This window comes from Acinetobacter sp. CIP 102129, assembly GCF_000368305.1.
Classification (GTDB): Bacteria; Pseudomonadota; Gammaproteobacteria; order Pseudomonadales; family Moraxellaceae; genus Acinetobacter; species Acinetobacter parvus.
In genome coordinates, this window is the sequence record NZ_KB849334.1 from 84,897 (window position 1) to 103,695 (window position 18,799).

At 42.2% G+C, this 18,799-nt stretch carries 8 protein-coding genes; all 8 read right to left on the reverse strand.

Features of this window, described 5'->3' with window-relative positions:
- Positions 1-230 precede the first annotated feature (230 nt).
- Positions 231-4,961 carry an AAA domain-containing protein gene (locus tag F973_RS01205; RefSeq protein WP_004759015.1) on the reverse strand — a complete coding sequence of 1,577 codons (4,731 nt, stop codon included), beginning with the start codon at positions 4,959-4,961 and terminating at the stop codon, positions 231-233.
- A 63-nt stretch (positions 4,962-5,024) separates the two neighbouring features.
- The gene (brxL, locus tag F973_RS01210) at positions 5,025-7,064 is read right to left on the reverse strand and encodes a protease Lon-related BREX system protein BrxL (protein ID WP_004759017.1); all 2,040 of its coding nucleotides are present in this window, start codon (positions 7,062-7,064) and stop codon (positions 5,025-5,027) included.
- 29 nt (positions 7,065-7,093) lie between these two features.
- Positions 7,094-9,718 carry a BREX-1 system phosphatase PglZ type A gene (gene pglZ / locus F973_RS01215; protein WP_004759020.1) on the reverse strand — a complete coding sequence of 875 codons (2,625 nt, stop codon included), beginning with the start codon at positions 9,716-9,718 and terminating at the stop codon, positions 7,094-7,096.
- Between the two features lie 43 nt (positions 9,719-9,761).
- Positions 9,762-13,298 (reverse strand): BREX-1 system adenine-specific DNA-methyltransferase PglX, encoded by a 3,537-nt coding sequence (gene pglX, locus F973_RS01220; RefSeq protein WP_004758927.1) that lies wholly within the window; start codon positions 13,296-13,298, stop codon positions 9,762-9,764.
- 46 nt (positions 13,299-13,344) lie between these two features.
- The gene (brxC, locus tag F973_RS01225; protein WP_004758928.1) at positions 13,345-17,025 is read right to left on the reverse strand and encodes a BREX system P-loop protein BrxC; all 3,681 of its coding nucleotides are present in this window, start codon (positions 17,023-17,025) and stop codon (positions 13,345-13,347) included.
- Positions 17,026-17,066: 41 nt separating this feature from the next.
- Complete coding sequence (locus F973_RS01230; protein WP_004758930.1) at positions 17,067-17,642, reverse strand: DUF1788 domain-containing protein; 576 nt, start codon at positions 17,640-17,642, stop codon at positions 17,067-17,069.
- Positions 17,643-17,658: 16 nt separating this feature from the next.
- Positions 17,659-18,270 (reverse strand): DUF1819 family protein, encoded by a 612-nt coding sequence (locus F973_RS01235; RefSeq protein WP_004758931.1) that lies wholly within the window; start codon positions 18,268-18,270, stop codon positions 17,659-17,661.
- A 10-nt stretch (positions 18,271-18,280) separates the two neighbouring features.
- Positions 18,281-18,799: WYL domain-containing protein (locus F973_RS01240; RefSeq protein WP_004759022.1), on the reverse strand; the 519-nt coding region annotated here is incomplete at its 5' end.

Here is an 18,799-nt window from a genome sequence, read left to right on the forward strand (position 1 = left end):
CTCTGCTGAATGATTACGACGTTTTCTTCGTGTCATGGTTGACTCCAAAAACAAGCATTTCCCATGCTTATTGGGGAGTAGATTATCACTTATAGGCGTGGTCTAAAATCCTAGAACCACATCATAAAAATTTTTACCCGAGTAAATTTTTAGGAACTAAAGATTACTACTGTAATCTTTAGTTACGTAAGTGTCCGCTAGCGAATCCATTTAAATACAAGCTAGTACAATTAAACAATTAACAAATCTTTGTCGATGTCACTTTCCGCACTCATTTCAGATTCGTCATCTACCCACACTTTGTGTTCTACATCTTGAATTAAGCTACTCATTCCATGTGTAGGTTTTATACCCATTACATCAAGTTTTTCCTTTAATGACATAATCATATTTTCACGTTCAATGGACCAACTCGATGCAAAGCATCTCCAGAATGTCCATCCTGCGCGTTCTAAAGCACGTTGACGAGTCATGTCATCATGCCATTGTTCTGGCCCATGATAGCTATCACCATCACATTCAACAGCCAAACGCTGATCACCATCTGACTCAACGACTAAATCGATTCGATAGCTTCCAACCTTAATCTGTGGAGTAACTGTGTAACCCATTTCATGAAGTGTCGTAAATACAGATTTTTCAAACTCCGATTCACACAAGTCTAATTTTGCTTCAAATGATGTTTTTTGATCTTCTTGCAAATCATAAAAATGATTGAGTAAATTCAGCCTTAGATCTTTTGGAGATATATGATCACGACTCACGGAATGGACGAGATACATCCGTTCACGAGCACGGCTTGCAGCCACGTTGAATCTCTGTTCATGATCGGATCGACTCAAAGCATGACAATTCTGAGGATCTGCTACCATAGATAAGAAAATAATATCTCTTTCTGCACCCTGAAATGCTGAAGCATCCCCACAAGCAAATTGAACTTGGGTAAGAGTACCTGCACCAAATTCATTCAAAGCTTCTGATTGAATGAACTCAGCCTGCGCCGGTCCCAACAATGAGATCACACCGATTGATCTATTCGTGTATCGTTCATCTTTAAGAAGAAGTTTCATTTCCTCAATAATTGCTTTCGCTTCTATTCGATTAATATGTTTGCTATTTTTAGATTCTCTATACCCCTGCGGTGTATAAATTGCGACTAAAGCTGGACTTAACTGCTCAGATTTCTTCGATAATCGCATTGGCTTAATACGGTTACCATAAAAGTTTTTATTGCTGTAACTAATGATCGCAGGATGACAGCGGAAATGCTCTAGAAGCATCACACTTGACTCATAGATAGAAGAAGCCATGTCGTATAAAGACATATCTGGTGTTAAATATGCAGCATGTGGCTGACCATGTAGATAACGATTTCTTAATACATCAATTTGAGCACTTGCTAGACCGACATTACTCGGAGAAACTTGTTTATTATCCCCCACTACTAATAATTTTTTAGCACGCATTAAAACAGGTAATACATCAATTGATGATTGTGATGCCTCATCCACAATCACTAAGTCAAAAAGGCCTAATTCAGCAGGCATAGATTCAGATACCTGAAGATGTGACATGACCCAGCAAGGAATAGCTGCTGTTGCCTCTTTAAGGGCTACTTGAGCATCTTTTCTATAACGTGGAGCATTCTTACCTGTCCCTTTTCCATAGTGTTGTACAGCAATTTTATAACGCTGTAATGCAACTAAAATTTTGTCTGAGGCATTTTCCTTTAATGCCAACCATGTCTTGTTTGCTGCCAATTGAGCGTAATTTTGAGATAGATTCTTCTCGTGTATACGACGGCGCTCATACAAATTTTCAATTTGACTTGTATTACTGATGGCCATTACAAAAATCTCAAGACGTTTCCATTCCCAAGCCTCTAGCAATGTATTACGTAATACAGGATCTTCAATTTCTTCAGCGTACGGAACTTCCAGAATATGTTTACTAAGAATCAAAGCATTTGTTTTACTCAATCTAATACTGGCGGATTTAACTCTTTCAAAATCTTCAGTTAGATCTTTTAAATGTGATAATTTTTTTAATAAATCAGCATACTCGCCAAGTTCACTTTCATGTAATGAATCGGAATCAATCTGAGATACAATTTTTTTTAACTGATTTGATATTTTATTACCAAACTCTGATAAATAAAGGATTTGATCAGCCAGTTGTTGTTGATAGACTTCTAAATTAAATATTTTTAACTTCTGCCCTAACAATTGAATCAAGTCATCAATATTTTTAGGTAATCCGTAGAAATCAAAAGATTTAGCTCTCTTAAAAACTTTTAAATAATTCGCATTAAATTGATCCAAATATTTATTTTTTAAATCTAGGCATTTTTGGGTTCTACTGATGAGCTGCGTGAACTCTTTTAATATTTCATCGATATTACGATTATTTAACTCAATTAAAGGAATATCTAATTGTGCGGCAATACTATTCCATTTGCTCATAAAGATGTTAAGAGTCTGCTTTCTATCAAGATATTCTTTAAGTCTTTTCCATTCATCTGATGTATCAGGATATTTTCCAGAAACTTTAATCGACTTAAAAAGGTCTTGTAATTCAGCAGTACCAAAATGATACCAATTAAATGGCTTACCTGTATCAACAGCACGTTGAACAGCTTGATATTCTTTTGAGTTTGGTTGTATCTCAAAATTCAGCTCTATGGGATCAATTAGTAGCGTTTTCCTGTATTCCAATAAAGGCTGAACTTCTTGAATAAGGTTACTATAGATATCAAGTTCCATAGCCTTATCTTCTGCATTTATCTTCTTGAAATAGCTCAATAACCATGGTTCTGCATGATCAAGAACAAAGTTTAGATCTTCTAGATAAATCTTTAACCAATCTCTTAGCTCATTAATTTCTGATTCAGAAATAGTTTCCTTGAAATTATGTAGGTCATTTTGCTTTAAGAATTCCTCAATCTCATCTTTTTCTTTTAAAAACTCACTTAATTTCTTCAGACTCGCCGAATCTAACAACTTTTCAGGAGCTGGCAGAGGACCATAATTTATGTATGGTAAATCTGTACCGATTTTCTTTCTTGAGTCTCTCAATTGAATCAACTCAATCTGGGAAAAAGGAAACTGGTCTTTTTCCTCCAAAGTTAATTGGTCGGTAAACCATTCGTAAGATACCCTACTTTCTAATACCGTATTCACGATATCCATAGGTAATTTTTTATTACCATCTACCTCAATATTCTGATAATGCTTTTCTGCAAAGTTATATATTTCTCGATCAATCAAAGCCATTTCATGATGGTTATGATCTATTTGATGTTTTAGAACTTCGATCGTTTTTCGAACCTCTGCAACATTCATTTGAGTAATTTTTTGCACAATCAAATCGATTGAAGATTCAAGCTGATTTTTACTTTCTTTGCTTGAACCAATGCGACTGACTACTAAAGGCTTTAATTCATCAGGAATCTTTTCATGTACTGTTTTAAGGACATGTGACTGCTGTGCAGTTACCAGTACTTTTTTACCATTCGCCAAATAGTGGCAGATAATATTGGCAATACTATGTGTTTTACCTGTACCTGGTGGACCCTGCACCACTACACCACTGCTGGTTAGCAGATTCTGGACAATAGTAATTTGTTCTTTGTTATAAGGCAGCGGGAAATAAAGCTCTTCAACTTTTGATCCGAATCCTTCAGTACCAGAACGCCCCCTAAAACTATAAGTCTCTTTTTGATTAATATCGCTTTTTAATTCTGTCACTAACGATAAAGGTTGTTCAGGTATAGCCACTGAAGGGTCATTAAGTTTAGTTTTTAATAACTCAATGTCATCACTTAAAATAGAATTCCTTTTAGGACGACTAAACAATACCGATGTTAATGTCACCGCTAGACTTTTAGATGGTATAGCCCTATTTTCTGCCTCAACAATTGCTCCTTTTGAAAAAATATTCGCGACGAAGGCATCAACTAGATCAGAGTAAGTTTCGCCTTCAAATAGGCGTAATGAGCGACCATTATTTAAGTTTTCTTTTAAAGCTAATTTTACTTGTCCTGAAGTAGGCAGATCATCCTCTAATAAGATGGCATCCATTTCTATATTGGCACGTGTATCTTTGGCACCTACACGTATTAATCCATTTTTTTCTATCTCCATTTCTAACGGGATAGTCATAAGAGGATATGAATAAGATTTTTGAGTCGTTGGAAGTACCCAGTCAACTAAGCCAAAGCCTGCAACAATTTCTTCACCATCACCTGTTCCACCTAAATTAATCGCTGTATTCCATGAGAATAATTTGTCGTAAACAAAAATAGATTTTTTAATCTCATCGTTATTTTGTTTCCAATCTTCCCAAATATTTTGATAGCTTTCGAATTCTTTGAACAGCTCCTGAAGTATGTCAATTTTAGTAATCAAATCACATGCCACGCTACTGTAGGGCAAGCGGAATTGATGAACTTTTTTGAAAGATACAATCTTATTTAAACTAGAAAAATTAACAGTGGGTTCTTTTTCGGCATCTACATGAATGTAGGAAGAGAGTATTTCAGATGGTTTCGGCATCGATTGAAGCTGTAATCGTTCAATTTGGAACCACCAATCGTCATCATTCAGAATTTTTAAGCCACGAAGTTTTTCTAGATCATGAGAATAAAATCTATTACCACTCATTTCATATTGAATTTTTTGAGTATCCTCAGCTTGATGAGATACATAATCCAACAATTGAATCAGTTTATTTTTAACAATATCATTTAATTCAAGTTCAGAGTTCATCATTGGTCTTTCTAATTTTTTAACTGACGGAATTATAGCTAAAGACCAGCAAAAGGCTTCATCTTGTGAAAATATATCTTGATTTTGATATAAAAAAGCATTCACTTCTTTCTTTTCAATACCAAGAGTTTTGGCAATTTCTCTAGCAGTAAGTTTGGGCTGTTTAACCAAAATAGCTGTTATTAAATCCTTCATGTGATTCATATTTCCTAATCATTTCAAAAGCTTTTCTCTTTAACTGATTTATACAGAATCAATTCAATCCACCCCTAGCCCCTTAAACACAGCATCTACCGGATCTGCATAGAAGCTGGTCTGGAACTTGGTAAACAGTTCCACAGGAATGGTTGGGATATCTACCGCACTACTCATTGGCAAAGCAACCTTCTTGGCACCCGCATCAAAAGCAACTTGAAGACATTCGGCAATACTTTCCACCGGTGTCACTGAACCACCCAAGCTCATATCACCCAGTACCACCATCTGACTTTGTACCGATCGTCCTAACAGGCCAGAAGCAAAAGCCACTAAACTTGGCAGAGCAAGATGGCTGAGCGGGCCGGTATTCTGTAATTCCACCACATGTAAGTGGAAATCATGTTCCAGCACCTTACTGCCCCCCGAGATCCGGGATGCATTGGCCTTGAAGTAATCAAAAGCAATCTTGACCTGTTCTTTGGCACTACTTGAATTCCATAAGCCAGATGTCGCCAATTTTCCTGAACCTTTGGTGACTTGCAGTTCTAAGCGGTATAGCCCAGGCATGCCCTTATTACTCAGCCCGATGGTATACAGAAAACCTGGTTTAGCAGGACCTTCGGGAATAAGTCCACCTCCACCCTGCTCTTTTACCGATACAAAATGTTCTTCTAAGGTATCATTATCGATGTAGCTGAAATGAACATCATAGAATTCCATACCACCAATTTTCTTCAGCTGTTCTTTGACCCGACGGCGCACCTGCAGTGCATATTCCAGGCATTGCCGTACATCTTCTTTGTTAAATTGACCATGTGGGTAGAGCAGCTTCATCAATCCAGAAACCGTCTTGCGAACGGCGATCACATCACGCTGATTCAGGTTATTCCCTAGCTTGAAGTACTTCTCAATGGCATCCGCAAAACTACGCTTACGCATTTCCCGGAAGAATTCAGCCAGATAATCAACGATTAGACCATAACGGTTGGTAAAGAATTCCGGACGCATTTTTGGAATTTCCCAACCCGGGATATAGGCATGAAAGCGATCAAAGAATGCTGAATCGATCATTGCTTCAGGAAAAGGAGCCAATAAGTGGCTAGTCTTCACCAAGGATTCAACACTTTGGTTAATATTACCCACAAAAACCATCGAAGCTGAGGCTTCCATCTGTTCACGACCACGGGCAAAAGATCCTGAGGCCATGTAGTCTTTCATGATCTGTACGCCATCTTTGTCCTTAAAGGAAATACCGGCGACTTCATCAAAAGCTACCACATCCCATAAGCCTACCAGACCAATACGGCGGCTACTCATGTTATAGAACAGGTTGGCGACAGTCGTTTGCCCACCAGAGACTAAAATACTATTCGGTGAACACTCTTTGTAAATATGGCTTTTCCCGGTACCGCGTGGTCCCAGTTCACAGACGTTATAGTTATTTTCAACGAACGGAACCATACGCGCTAATAGGTGCCATTGCACGTCCTCTTTTAACGAAGCCGGTTCCATGCCGATGGAACGGATTAAACTCTCGCGCCACTGATCCGTGCTTAATGCTGCTCTGCCACTGAAGAGTTCATCCATATTCATATTCGGCATTTGAATCGGCTTGAGTAAGCTCACCCCAAATGGAGAACTAGTCTGCCCTTCTTCAAAATAATAACTGAGCGTAGCAATGACCCAGATACCACCAACTAGTAATTTTTCATACTCTTTGACGATGCCTGCCGAGATTTCGGCATCTTTGATGCCCAGATTACTAAATGATGCTTCGTATTTGTCTTTACGCTCATTCAGCTTTACGGTCACCCGATCAATGACCTTATAACTGCCCCGTTCACGAACCAGGGATTTCACCTTCTCAGCTTCATCAGGTCGTACATAGTTCTCTGCCAGAACCGTCTTTACGTTACGTAGTCCCTGTTCAATGATCTCTGGATCATCCGAGGCACAGTACATTCCCAGCAGGTATTCAAGTACATAGACCGGGACATTGGCCCCTTCTTTGATCAGTTTAGTCAGATCCTTACGTACCACCCGCCCAGCAAAGTGTTCATTCAGCAGCTGATCCAGTTCTTTATCGTTAGCAGATTCCATGTAGGCTACGCTCTATCGTTAATTCGTTATTAGAAGAAGTCATCGGTAAATGCCAGATCAATGGTGACCTTATAGCGTTGCATCTCGATATTCAGGTCTTTGTCCTTCAGTACCAGGAAGTAATCTTTCTTACGGTCAAAATCAGTGCCAGACAATGACAATCTGACCTGTTTGACCCGATCGGCAACAGAGTCGGTAGTGCTATCAAAAGTCAAAGTTTCTTCACTGGAAACTTTAAGATCCCCATCATAAATGGCAATGGATAAAGTCACTGGCATGACCAGCTCACTGACAGCTTCGGTTTGCATCAAATCAAACTTCTGGATGTTATTGACCATCTTCAGCGTGGATTTGGTAGAAATGACCTCAACTTTACGCTTGGTCCGCTGTCCAGCCTTTTCACCACGTAGCTGTTTTACCATCAGTACCGGCACCACAATTTCCTGAGGCATGATGCCGCCATGCACGAAACGTGAGCCTCCTACAAAATGGAAACGGTTCGCCCCTTTTGGAATCCAGAAATCAGTCGCAGATAATGTGCCTGCCGTAGCTTGGGTTGAGCCTTTCCAGGCTTCCTTGCTCTCTGGTAAACCATGCCCAATCACATAGCGTTTTTTGCTCTTCAATGTATTGGTAGGTTTTTCAGTCAAGCTTGAACGATCCGCAGATTCCAGTTTACTTTGCTGGAACAGAAAGCCATGGTCGGCTGTAATCAACAGGGTGGAAATATTGAAGTGCATTAAAATTTTACGGCTGAGTTCGGTCAGCTCTTCAATGGCATGTTCTACCGCCATAAAGGTTTCTGATTCTGTCGAGGCGCTGTCACCGCGTGCATCAATCACGTTGTGATAAACGTAAATCAACTCATAGTCTCTAAGTGCTTCACGACCTTCATCACGCGACCAACCTTTTACCATTTCAGCGGTAACCGCCAATCCATTATAGGCCGCCAGAATTTTGGATCGTGCTGCAGTCCCTTTGCTGGACTGCCCATCTACTAAAACATCATCCCCTGCGGCCTCTTTGTACTCCAAAGTCTGATGCGGCAATAACGAGGCCATGCCAAGTGTGGTGTAACTTGGGACAACGCCCAGCTGTGAAGACAAGGTCGCTTCGGAATAACGCTTTTCATTAATACGATCACGCAGCTCTACCGCAGCTTCATAGCGAAAAGCATCACTGATAATTACCACAATACGGCGTTTCGTTGCAGAACTGAGTAAGGGTCTGACGTGAGTATCGTAGAAGTTCTGCTGATTTGGGATATCTGCCACTTTCCAGACATTCAAGCGTTGCTCAGCTTCAACCCGCTCTCCCCAGTTACGTGCCAAGTGGTCAATAAACCAGTAGGAATAGCAATTTTCCACTTCTTCATCAAGTTTTTTCAGGATATCGACATGAGCGCGTTGAGAAGCAGCACTGTAGTGGCGATAGGCCATATCAAAGCGATACAACTCTTGCTCGTAGGCTTTATACAAGGCTTCGTTAGAGTCGAAATAAAACCCGGAATCAAACTGCTGTCGCAGGCTGAACAGCTCAATCGCTGCCTGCAACGCTGTATAGACGGTACGGTATTTACGGCGGGTTGCATCGTCCTTATGTTTGGACGCCCAATAGCCATCCAGACGGGTAGAAATAACCGTTCTGAAATGTTCCAGTTCAGCTTTGGTTGCTGCAGGGATCTGGCTGGCCAAATCAACAATGATCTTTTGTTCAATCACTTCAAAGGTCATGACATCGAGCAGCTGCTCCAGATCAAAAGCCCCGACCTTTTCTTGGATCCGCAGTGCATTCGCCACGGTCTGGGAGAGTGTATCGAAGGTTGGGTAGTATTTGGAACTGTCTCTCCAGCGCGACAAAAAGGCTCTAGCTGTTGCACGGGAGCTGACGGATGACATCACCAGTTCCTGAGCCCATAGCGGTATATCGCCCAGGCTTTCACAGAAACCTGTGCTCATCAAACGGATAAAGAACGTACCGAGCTTGAATGGTGCTTCCCCATTCAACTCTTCAACCGATGCTGGATAACCAATTTCCGCCTGTAATGCTGTGACTAAAGCTGGCACCAGTTGGAATTTTTCCAGTTCAGCAAAGGATTCTGGATTGACTTCCAGAGCCAGGTTCTGCTGTACCATTTCATCTGCCAACGCCAGGACAATATGCATAAGTTCGGCACTGTCAGCCTTGACCACAGCTGCAATCATGGCCATATCCAGATCCTGTGCATCTGCATCAGGCTGGATATAGCGTTTCAATGTACTCAGACGGGCTTTGGCTTTAAGGAATTCTTCACGTTTGGCCAGATGTTCTCTTAGACTCTGCTGCTGTAAACCCAGCTCATTAAAAATAATCGAGAAACGATCGGCATAGAAGCTGCGTGAATACAGCTTGATGTCCAGTAACCAGTCTTTTTCGGTTTCAGGCTCAGCACTGGGGAAATACAGCAAGTATTTACCCTGCTGATCCTCAAGTTCCAGTTTAAGCTTGATCGCCAAACTCGACTCTTCTGCCATATTCAAAATCTGGACATCATTTAGCTTTAGGGCTTTGATTTCTTCAGTAAATGAATGCTCTGCATCGTACCAAAAGACAATTCGGTGCTGTTCAGTATAAAAGGCTTGTTCCAGGCCTTGCTGTAGTTGACTTAAGTTCATGCAACCACCTCTGCATGATCTAGTGTGGAAGAAAAGCTATTCATCACTTTTCCCCCGTCACTGCTTTCACTTCAGCCAACAAGTCCCCAAACTTGCCGTAGTTTACTTTCACTCCATCATCCAGATCTAAGCTAATACGCTGATCGGCATAATGGCGCAGTTTTTCTTCAAAGCTACTCAGTTCAGCCTGTTGCTTATGCAGATTTTGTAGTTCTTTCTCTTTACGTTTAATTTCAGCAGCGGAATCACTGTTTTCGATTTCACTTTGCAAAGAATTAACCATCGCTGCCATTTTTGAAATCAGTGGCATGACATATTCAGTACGCATACGTGCCAAAGTGCTTTCGTTATAGCGGTGCAAGTACACTAACGCCTGGAAAGCACCTTGTTTACCACTGCTGAATAACCAGTAGATCGGGCGCTTTTTATAGGTCTGCATATGGTCTTTATAGAACTTGCTGGCTAGGTAACGGCGAATGGTGTCTTCAGCGGTTTCACTGGCTTTTTTATCCAAGCTTTCTGCCAGCCACAGCATATTAGCGTCTAGTGTGTCTTTACCCCAAACCGCAGTTAAAAACTCTTGGATACGATGTGTTGCATCATCTTCAAACCAATGCATTTCGGTCAGTGGAATAATGCCATCCGCATCGGCTGGGAATGTTTGGTAACGGCTGGCATCGAAGTCTTGATTACCTGCATGGGCATAGATCAGACCTGGTTCATCCAGGCTATAACGTCCCATCATGCAGCCAAGTGCATAGGAGACTAACCGCTGGCTGTCTTTTTCACGGTTGGCACGGGTTAGGGTGATTTGTTCATCCGGTACATCTGGTGTGAGTTCGTCCTGTAAACCATAAGCTTCTATAAACAGTTTATTGTTTTCTTCTTCCAGATGTTTCATTTCAGCGACGGCGTTCGCATTTTGCTGTTGCCATGTATTAAAGGCTTGTTCTAAATTTGGCTGCTGATTACTAATAATTGGGTTTTGGGAAAAGTCCCATGAGGTTTCATAAGAGTCCCAATCTTTTTTTGCCAAGTTAATCGCGTTACTAGACACTTCTATTACTTTTTTATCTACAACACTGATAACTTCAGGCAATGCAGCAATATGTGAAGTCTCGAAATTTAGGGTTGGAGATAATACCTCCAATTGCTTTACGGTTACTTTTGAATTTAACTGTGCTAGCAATTTAAACTCTTGATCCAGATTTTCCAAGAATACAGATGCACCAGCTACATCAAAAATTGATCCAACAGGTTGCCATCTAAACGAAGGAATACCACTAGAAATTTTTGACCATGTAACAGAGGATTTAAAATAATATGCTGCATTTTTTACAGTTCTTGTTGGTGAACCATAGAGATCTTTAGCATAAGAAAAAATCTCATCACCCGCATTTTCCCAGTTTACTACGTATTCAATATTCCCATACCATTTTCTAAAATTTCCTCCTTTATTATAAGGAAACCATTTGGCTGTTGAGGCTTCTGCTATTTTTTTATCTTCTGCATTCCAATAAGATTTTTCTTTCGATACTTCAAACCAAACTCTTAGGAATCTATTATTATCACTAGTTTGGCAACCAACCCTAGTTGTACCTACAGAATTAACTTTATTTTTTTCAAAACCAGATAAAATCTTTTTGCTTAACCAATAAGCCACAGGACTTCCAGGTATTTTATTAAAGTCATCTGGCTTCGTATTATAAAACCATCCACACTTGGGATTTTTAATCGCTTCTAATGTTTTAGGTGCCTGATTTTCAGAACCTTTAAAATCAGATAAACGAATATATGAACCAGTAAATTCTACAATATGTGCTTTTGCTAATGTAAATGTACAAATTGGAACCGTTGCTCCATCAAAACCAGAATATTCAAGCTGAATCAAACTTGTGATTGTTGCATGATCAATAAAATGCGTACGCAAATTTTCATACGATGAAATAAACATCCAAACAAAAGGTGACATAAAGCCAAGCTGTCCACTTTCTTTAGTTAGCTGCAAATCTCGGATCATAAATGCTGAAAAAAGATCTTTTTCATAACCCTGATAGTTCTTTTTTAAATAGTTTTTAAGATTTGGATTTAAGTACTTGTTGCCCATATACGGCGGATTCGCAATCACGGCATCATATTGTTTAGCCAGTAATTTAGCTTGTTGTAGTAAAGGCAATAACTCTTGTGCTGACTGCTGTGCAAAAATATCACCTGATTCTAATGCTGTATTCAGCTTGCTTTCTAAATCAGGTAGTTTCTTAGCGAATGCTTGAGGAATTTGAATCAAAGAACCAAAAGTCGAAGCATATTCAAATAAATCTAGCAGTTCTTTTAAATCGGTCTGAGCAATACCAGTACTTGCCAAATCCTGACTGAATGCATCCAAACGTTCTGGCTGACTATCTTGTAACGCAATAATATTCAGCTTCGGTGGATTGCTAAATAAACGGCGGTCATCCTCACGTGCTTTCATCAATAACGCAAAACTCGCCAACTGTGCTGCACGGGTATCAATATCAATGCCGTACAGGTTGTTTTCCAGAATCAAACGTGGAATATCACGGCTACGGTAACCACGTTCTAAGTAAATCGCTTTTAAGCAGTCATAGGCTTCCACCAGAATATGCCCCGAACCACAGGCCGGATCGAGTACCGTAATGCTTTCAGGGTTTAAAGTATCGCCATCTTCACTGATCCTCACATCAATCAGCTGTTTTAACTGGGCATTGACTTCATCGGTCTGTTCCGCTGGCTGAATATAGTATTCCCATTCACTGGCCAGCGTACTATCAGGCTGTGCCATCATCCATAAACGACCGACACTGTTCTGTACCAGATACTTCACAATCCAATTTGGCGTGAACAATTGCGTCGCAGCAGGAATGTCTTCACTTTTGACGACTTTACCAATCACTTGATCTTTCTTTTCAGAAATATAGAACTGATACAGCCAGCCAATAATCTGTACATCCGACCAATCTTCTTCCGGAATACTGGTCACTAAATCACGGATCAAAGAGTCGGTTTTGGTCAGGTTATCCGGTAACAGTAGTTCAGACTCATCAGAAACCTGTTCAAACAAGAGTGGCATGACCTGATTCAATGCATGGCATTGGGCCAGTAATAGCTCACGATACAGTTCTTCGTCTTTATTGCCATCCAGTTTGAGTTCAGCCACACGGCTGGCATCTAAACCTGGTAGGTCAATATCCAGACATTCTTCCAAAATCTGTGGCAAGCCTGCACTACCATCGGCACTACTGAGTACACGACGGCCATGATCCAGTAAGCCTTTGCATTCCATGTAGCGAATCGCACAGAGACGGTTAAACCAGCTGTAAGCGATATAATCAATCGTCTGCTCAAAACTGCTGGTTTGAATGCGTTTGATCAGCTTGTCACGTGGTTTCATGACGGATAGCGGAAAAACCTGATCGCCAATCAGCAGCAAGTCGCCTTTCTGTTCAGCCGGTAAAATACTGTCTGCGGTGATGCCATATTTGGCCGCCTGCTTGCGCATCGCTGCGATAAAATCATTACGTGCTTGCGGTGCGTATTTTTTAATATTACTGGTATTCATCTTTAAACCTTTAATTAATGACTGATGCCGATATCCCTAAGCCCTGTTAGCGGATACGCACACGCTTTTTATCACTCACAATTTTTTTCAATTCAGCTTTGAGTGCGTCTACAAACTGATCCACTGATTCTTCTGTTTCCAGGTAGACACTACTTGAACTTTTGCTGTAAATGCTGGCGACATCAACTTCGACAACAGGTTTCGGTGGCACTACGGCTGTCGCAGGCTGTACCGGACTCACAGCAGGTGTTGATGTAGCTGGGCTGGAGGTGGTTGCAGTGTTGGTTATACTCTCGGCTTTGCTCTGAGCCAATTGTGCCGCTTTGGCCTGACGCTGGATTTCCGCCTCAACTTCGCTTTCCAACTCATACAAGGCTTCATCAAAACGCTCGACGCTGGTTTGGGTTTGCAGCATATAGATGGTGGACAGGCTAGTTTCCACTTCAATATCCGTTTTCAGCAGTTGTAGTGGGCGTAATAGCTTGTTACTCAGCTCAGCGCTAGCGATGCCACTGTTTTTGATCTCAGCTTCTAACTGCTTGATCTTGTCATCAATGTGTTCTATTGCCTGATTGCGCTTCTCAGTCAGCAATTGCTCATTGACGCTTTCCACTGTGCGAACCAAATCAGCCACTTTATTTAACAGGCCATAGGGCGATTCAAGGGTCGAAATACGGTGTAATTCGGAGAGGGCTTTTTTAGCCACCTCATCACTGCCCAGTGCCTGTTTGTTCTTCTCAAAATGACGTAAGGCCTGTTGCAGTTGCTGCCAGCTTGGCATCTGGTTACTGAAGAATTCATGAATATCACGGTAGTCTTCTTCCAGATCCAGATAGTCGTCCTTGTTCTCAACCACGGCCTTAAAGAAATCGAAGCTGTCGCTATTGGCCAGCAGACGTTCCAAAGTCAGAATCGACTTTTCAATCACTTTCTTGCCTGGGAACTGCCCGACATCAGTTTTACTCTTATAAGACTTAAAGTTGGCTAACCAGTTTTTAAAATGTTGGGTATAGAATTCAAATAGCTCTTTCTCTGTCGCTGGTCCCATAGCCGAGAATAGGTCTTGGGTGAGTTGGCGTGCCTGTTTCAACACCTGATCATCAGTCTGGCGTTTTTTAATGATCGACACATCACGGCGACGGCGGCTGTTTTGTAAAGGCTCAAAGGCATCTTTTAACTGTAAGCTGCCGCCATTTAACTGCAGAGAAATCCGCCCCATCGCAGCCAGCTGACCCACCAATAGTAAAATCTCGGCATCCGGCCAGCCATAAGGACGTTTGACAAAACGATCTATCACATCTGAGACTAGAATACGCTCTGTACCGGTGGCCCGTAGTGCAATGTACTGCTCCACTTCCTGTAGGGCTTTGGGATTGCTCTGACCGCCATCCAGAGACAATCCGAGCTGCGCCATATCATCCACAGTCAAGACGGCGTTCAATTCACGCCAAGCATCCTGCTGATAGACCTGCAGATAGCTCAGTTTGGTATACGTGTTTTCCAGCAAATAACGACAAGCCTCATCCAGCTTGGTGGTTGGACTTGAAGATGAAAGTTGTAGACGTTGACCCAAGGCATAACTTTCCGCGTCCAGCAACATTTCTTCGACCCGGGCACGCAGGCGTTTTTTACGCTCCTGATTCTCACGGCCACGGTCTGCCAGAATACGGGTGATATCGGACTGAGTGCCATCATCATTTAAACGGATAAATTTATTGGTTTTCAGCCAGGTGCGCAGTTCATTAAAGAACTGTTTATCATCTGCCAGTTTAAACAGCACTTGTCCTTCGGCCTGAGTACTTTTACCAATACAGTAAGCTTCAGTGTAGAGGTTATATTCCGTATCTAGTGGAGAAATGATTTCAACTTTCAAATCGCTCTCATACTTCCCATCCAGGCTATGGCTATCTAGGAAACGACCAATCTGATAGTCCATCTTGTTGGCTTGATGGCGGTATTTGTTCTGATCGCGCAGTAAATCTTTAAAGATCAGATTGGCTAATTCTTTGTTTTCTTCCGAGCTAGCTAAATTAATATCCTTAATTTTTTTAGTAATATCCCTTTCTTCATTGGTCAGGAACAGGAACTCATCACCATTCCTCGTAATCAGGCTCTCTTTTTCCAGACGCTGCAGGCTCTCTTCAATCCGCTTACGCAATGCCAGCTTATCTTCATCAATTTTCTCAATCGACAAAGTCACCAGGTTATCTAGCGTACCTTTGATGATATCGACATAGCGGATCATGAACAGGGTACGCAGCATCTGCACATCAAAACCATCCAGGGTCTTATTCTGCCCTGCCTGGTCGATGGTACGTTTAACCGCTGTATCTAGGAAGCCTTCGACTGAAGTATAGAAGTGGTGGAAAGGAACCAGTGCCCCGACTTCATCTGTGGCAATCGCATTCGCGGCCATCTGGAACGCATCCAACATGGACCGTTCACCATAGGCCAAGTGTGCACCGGTCGCACCGACTTTACGGATTTCTTCAAATACTTTTTGCACCAGCTGGAAATGGTACGGCGCAAAAGGATAGTTATGAATAAAGCTGTCTGGCCCCTCATAGTTCTTGAGGGTTGGGCCTGAACGGTCAAAGGTAATCTGATTTTTTAAGATATCGCCCTTTTGCTCAAACACCGATCTGAGCAATGCTTCTGCTTCTGGGGTTTTACGTAATAAACGTTTCTGGATGACTTCATCGGTATTGGAACTGGACAGTGATAAACGGGTTTTAAAACGTCCAGCAATCTTGGAGAAGTCATTGGCTTTGGAAGAAGACATCTCACCTAAAACAGCATCGATGTCTGCCTGTGAGGTGACGATAATCCAAGCGCGGCCTTTACAGATCGTACCCAGGTTTTCAGTAATGGTTTGCAATGTCAGCATCAAGCGGGTATCGCTGCCAATAAACTGCCCCACTTCATCGACCAAGAACAACATGCGTTGCTGGGGTCCTTTGCTGTCCAGGTATTCTTTCACCCACTGACAGAAATTTTCAACCGAAACACTAAAGGTCTGCTCAGAATCCTCAAACCATTTATGCGCAGCTTCTGCTGATAAGTTGAGGGCTTGGGAAATCGCGGTTTCGACATCATCCTGATAGAACTGATAGCCATCACGTTCTTCTAGCCAAGACATGCCGCTAGATTCTTCAAAAGCCTGTTTAAAGCGCTCATACACCCCTTTCTGGCTCAGGTGACGTTCCATATGGGCAATATGTGGATGGTCAGCACTAAAACCCTGATATTCGTTAAACACGCGTAAAAACACATTCAGAATCGGATTACCGTCATCATTGGAGCTGGCTTTACTGTCGATGTTAAACAGGATGACATCAGCATGATGGCTGACGGCCTTGCCAATATCTGCACGGATAAACGCATCACGGATTTTGCTTTCATCAAAGAATTCGGCAGCACTGCGTTCGTTACCTTCCGCGTCACGTGCCACTTTATTGGCCAGAATATACGACAAGGTTTTCAGGAAATGTGATTTACCTGAACCAAAGAAGCCTGAAATCCACACACCGACTCGGTTCGCAATCGAAGGATCGCTTAGATCTGTGCCATAAGACTGGAAAAAGTCCCGAAAATGCTTTTCCAGCTCATTGGTGACCACATACTCATCAAGTTCCTGATATACCGTGGTATTGTCATTCTGGTCTGCCTTGACCACCCCGTTTATCGCACGATCTAATGGCTTGTAAAAAAGTTCTTTAATATTCATCTCAATCCATTTCCCCGAATTTTTATGGCTATTTGTCGTGCTTATGGCACTAATCTGAAGGCTCTGTAGTAATTATTGCTTGGAATTTTTCCAAATAAACTCATGGCCTGACCGTCGTAATACCCCGGATAAAACAATACGACTGGTTTATGCCCCAGCAAGGAATGCAAACTGTTTAACAAATGATGTGCACGTAATAGTGGCCAAACCGACCCCACCCCGGTCATCAACACTATATCTTGCTCATTGGTGGCATATTTGCTCACCAGATACGGCGCAAACTTATCCATATGCAGTGGACCTTTCAGAGCCTTGAGCAGTGCCTCATCGCCTTTGGCTTTTTGCATTTGGATCGCTTTATCAATGAAATTGCGCTCAGCCAGGTAATCCACCACTGCTTGTAGCAGATTAATATTCACCACCTTCAGCTGACTGTGTTTTTTCTCCAGCATCCCTTCCAGAAAATGAAGATATTCGCGGACTTTCAGCTCATCTTCAGGTGCATAATCAAAAATCCAGAAGCCAATTTCATTGCCCAGTCCTTGCCCGGTGAGAAACTCGGTGGAAAGAATTCGCTCTGGAATCTGGTTCAGACGCTCATGTATTGTTTGACTCATTGCTGCCCCTCTACAACTACCGCGTCCATAGCGACACTTCCATAGATCTTTTAATGCGTTGTTTATAATGTTCTTCCAACAGGCTACGCAGCTCTGCTCTGACGATCACGCGCTGTAACTCCAGCTTACGGGTACTTTTTAAGTAACCGGCTTCTGCCAGCATGCGAAACACCACCTGCCCCATTTTTTTCTTGCTGGACTCTTTCCATTCGCAGATATCCGGATCGCGTTGTGAGCGCTCATCCAGAAAGTCTGACCAGATATAACTGTCCAAGTATTGCGCCTGGGAGATATAGGCATCCCTCATCACCGTTTCCATAAACTCAAGCAGCAACAGGTTGCGTTCCAGTGCCCCACAAAAAGCCACCTGGGTCGCCAGCTCATCATCCCCATCACGCAAAGCTTTCCAGAAATCAGGCTCTAAGCGCTCAAGACGCTTACGAATAGCGGTGGCATTGCGTTGAGCTGAAGCAGGCGTTCTTTTTTGCAGAATATTGTCAATCTGAATGGCCTGATGCCATTGTTCTGGAGTCGCTTCTCGTAATAACAGATCCGCGATCAGCCGGCTTTCACGCACCATCAGGGAGCCACCAATCAGGTCACTGTCATAATGAAATTGTTCTAACATGGCCAATCTCCTATGAGGCCTGATCAAACAGGTAAGACGACAGCTTTTCGATATCTGAGCGTTGTAGTACCAAGGGATATTTCAAGGCATCTTCCGCCTCAGCCAGCGTGATCGCGGCCTGATATCGCTGCAAGGTATAGTGAGCCAGGGCTTTTTTCACCGGAATCTGTAATCTGCCATCAGGCATGCCGAAGTCTTTTTCGACCAGCGCTTTTTGAGCTTCATTCAATTTTGGATTAGGGATCAGCGTCAGTAGAATTTCTTCATGCCAGTGTTGATCCTGAACAGGGTCTACTGTATCAATCGCCACCACAACAGGTGTGCGATCAATCCTGGAGAGTAAAAAGTCCTTAAACTGCTTGCTCTGATGGCAATAGGCACGGACATGCCAGCGAAAACCGGTATACACCAGGGTGTGTGGGGAAATCATGCGCTCATGCCACTGCGGATTCTGCATGGAGGCATAAATAATTTTGAGACAGCTTTGTGTTCGACAGGCACGCAACACTTCCCTGATGACTTCAGGACG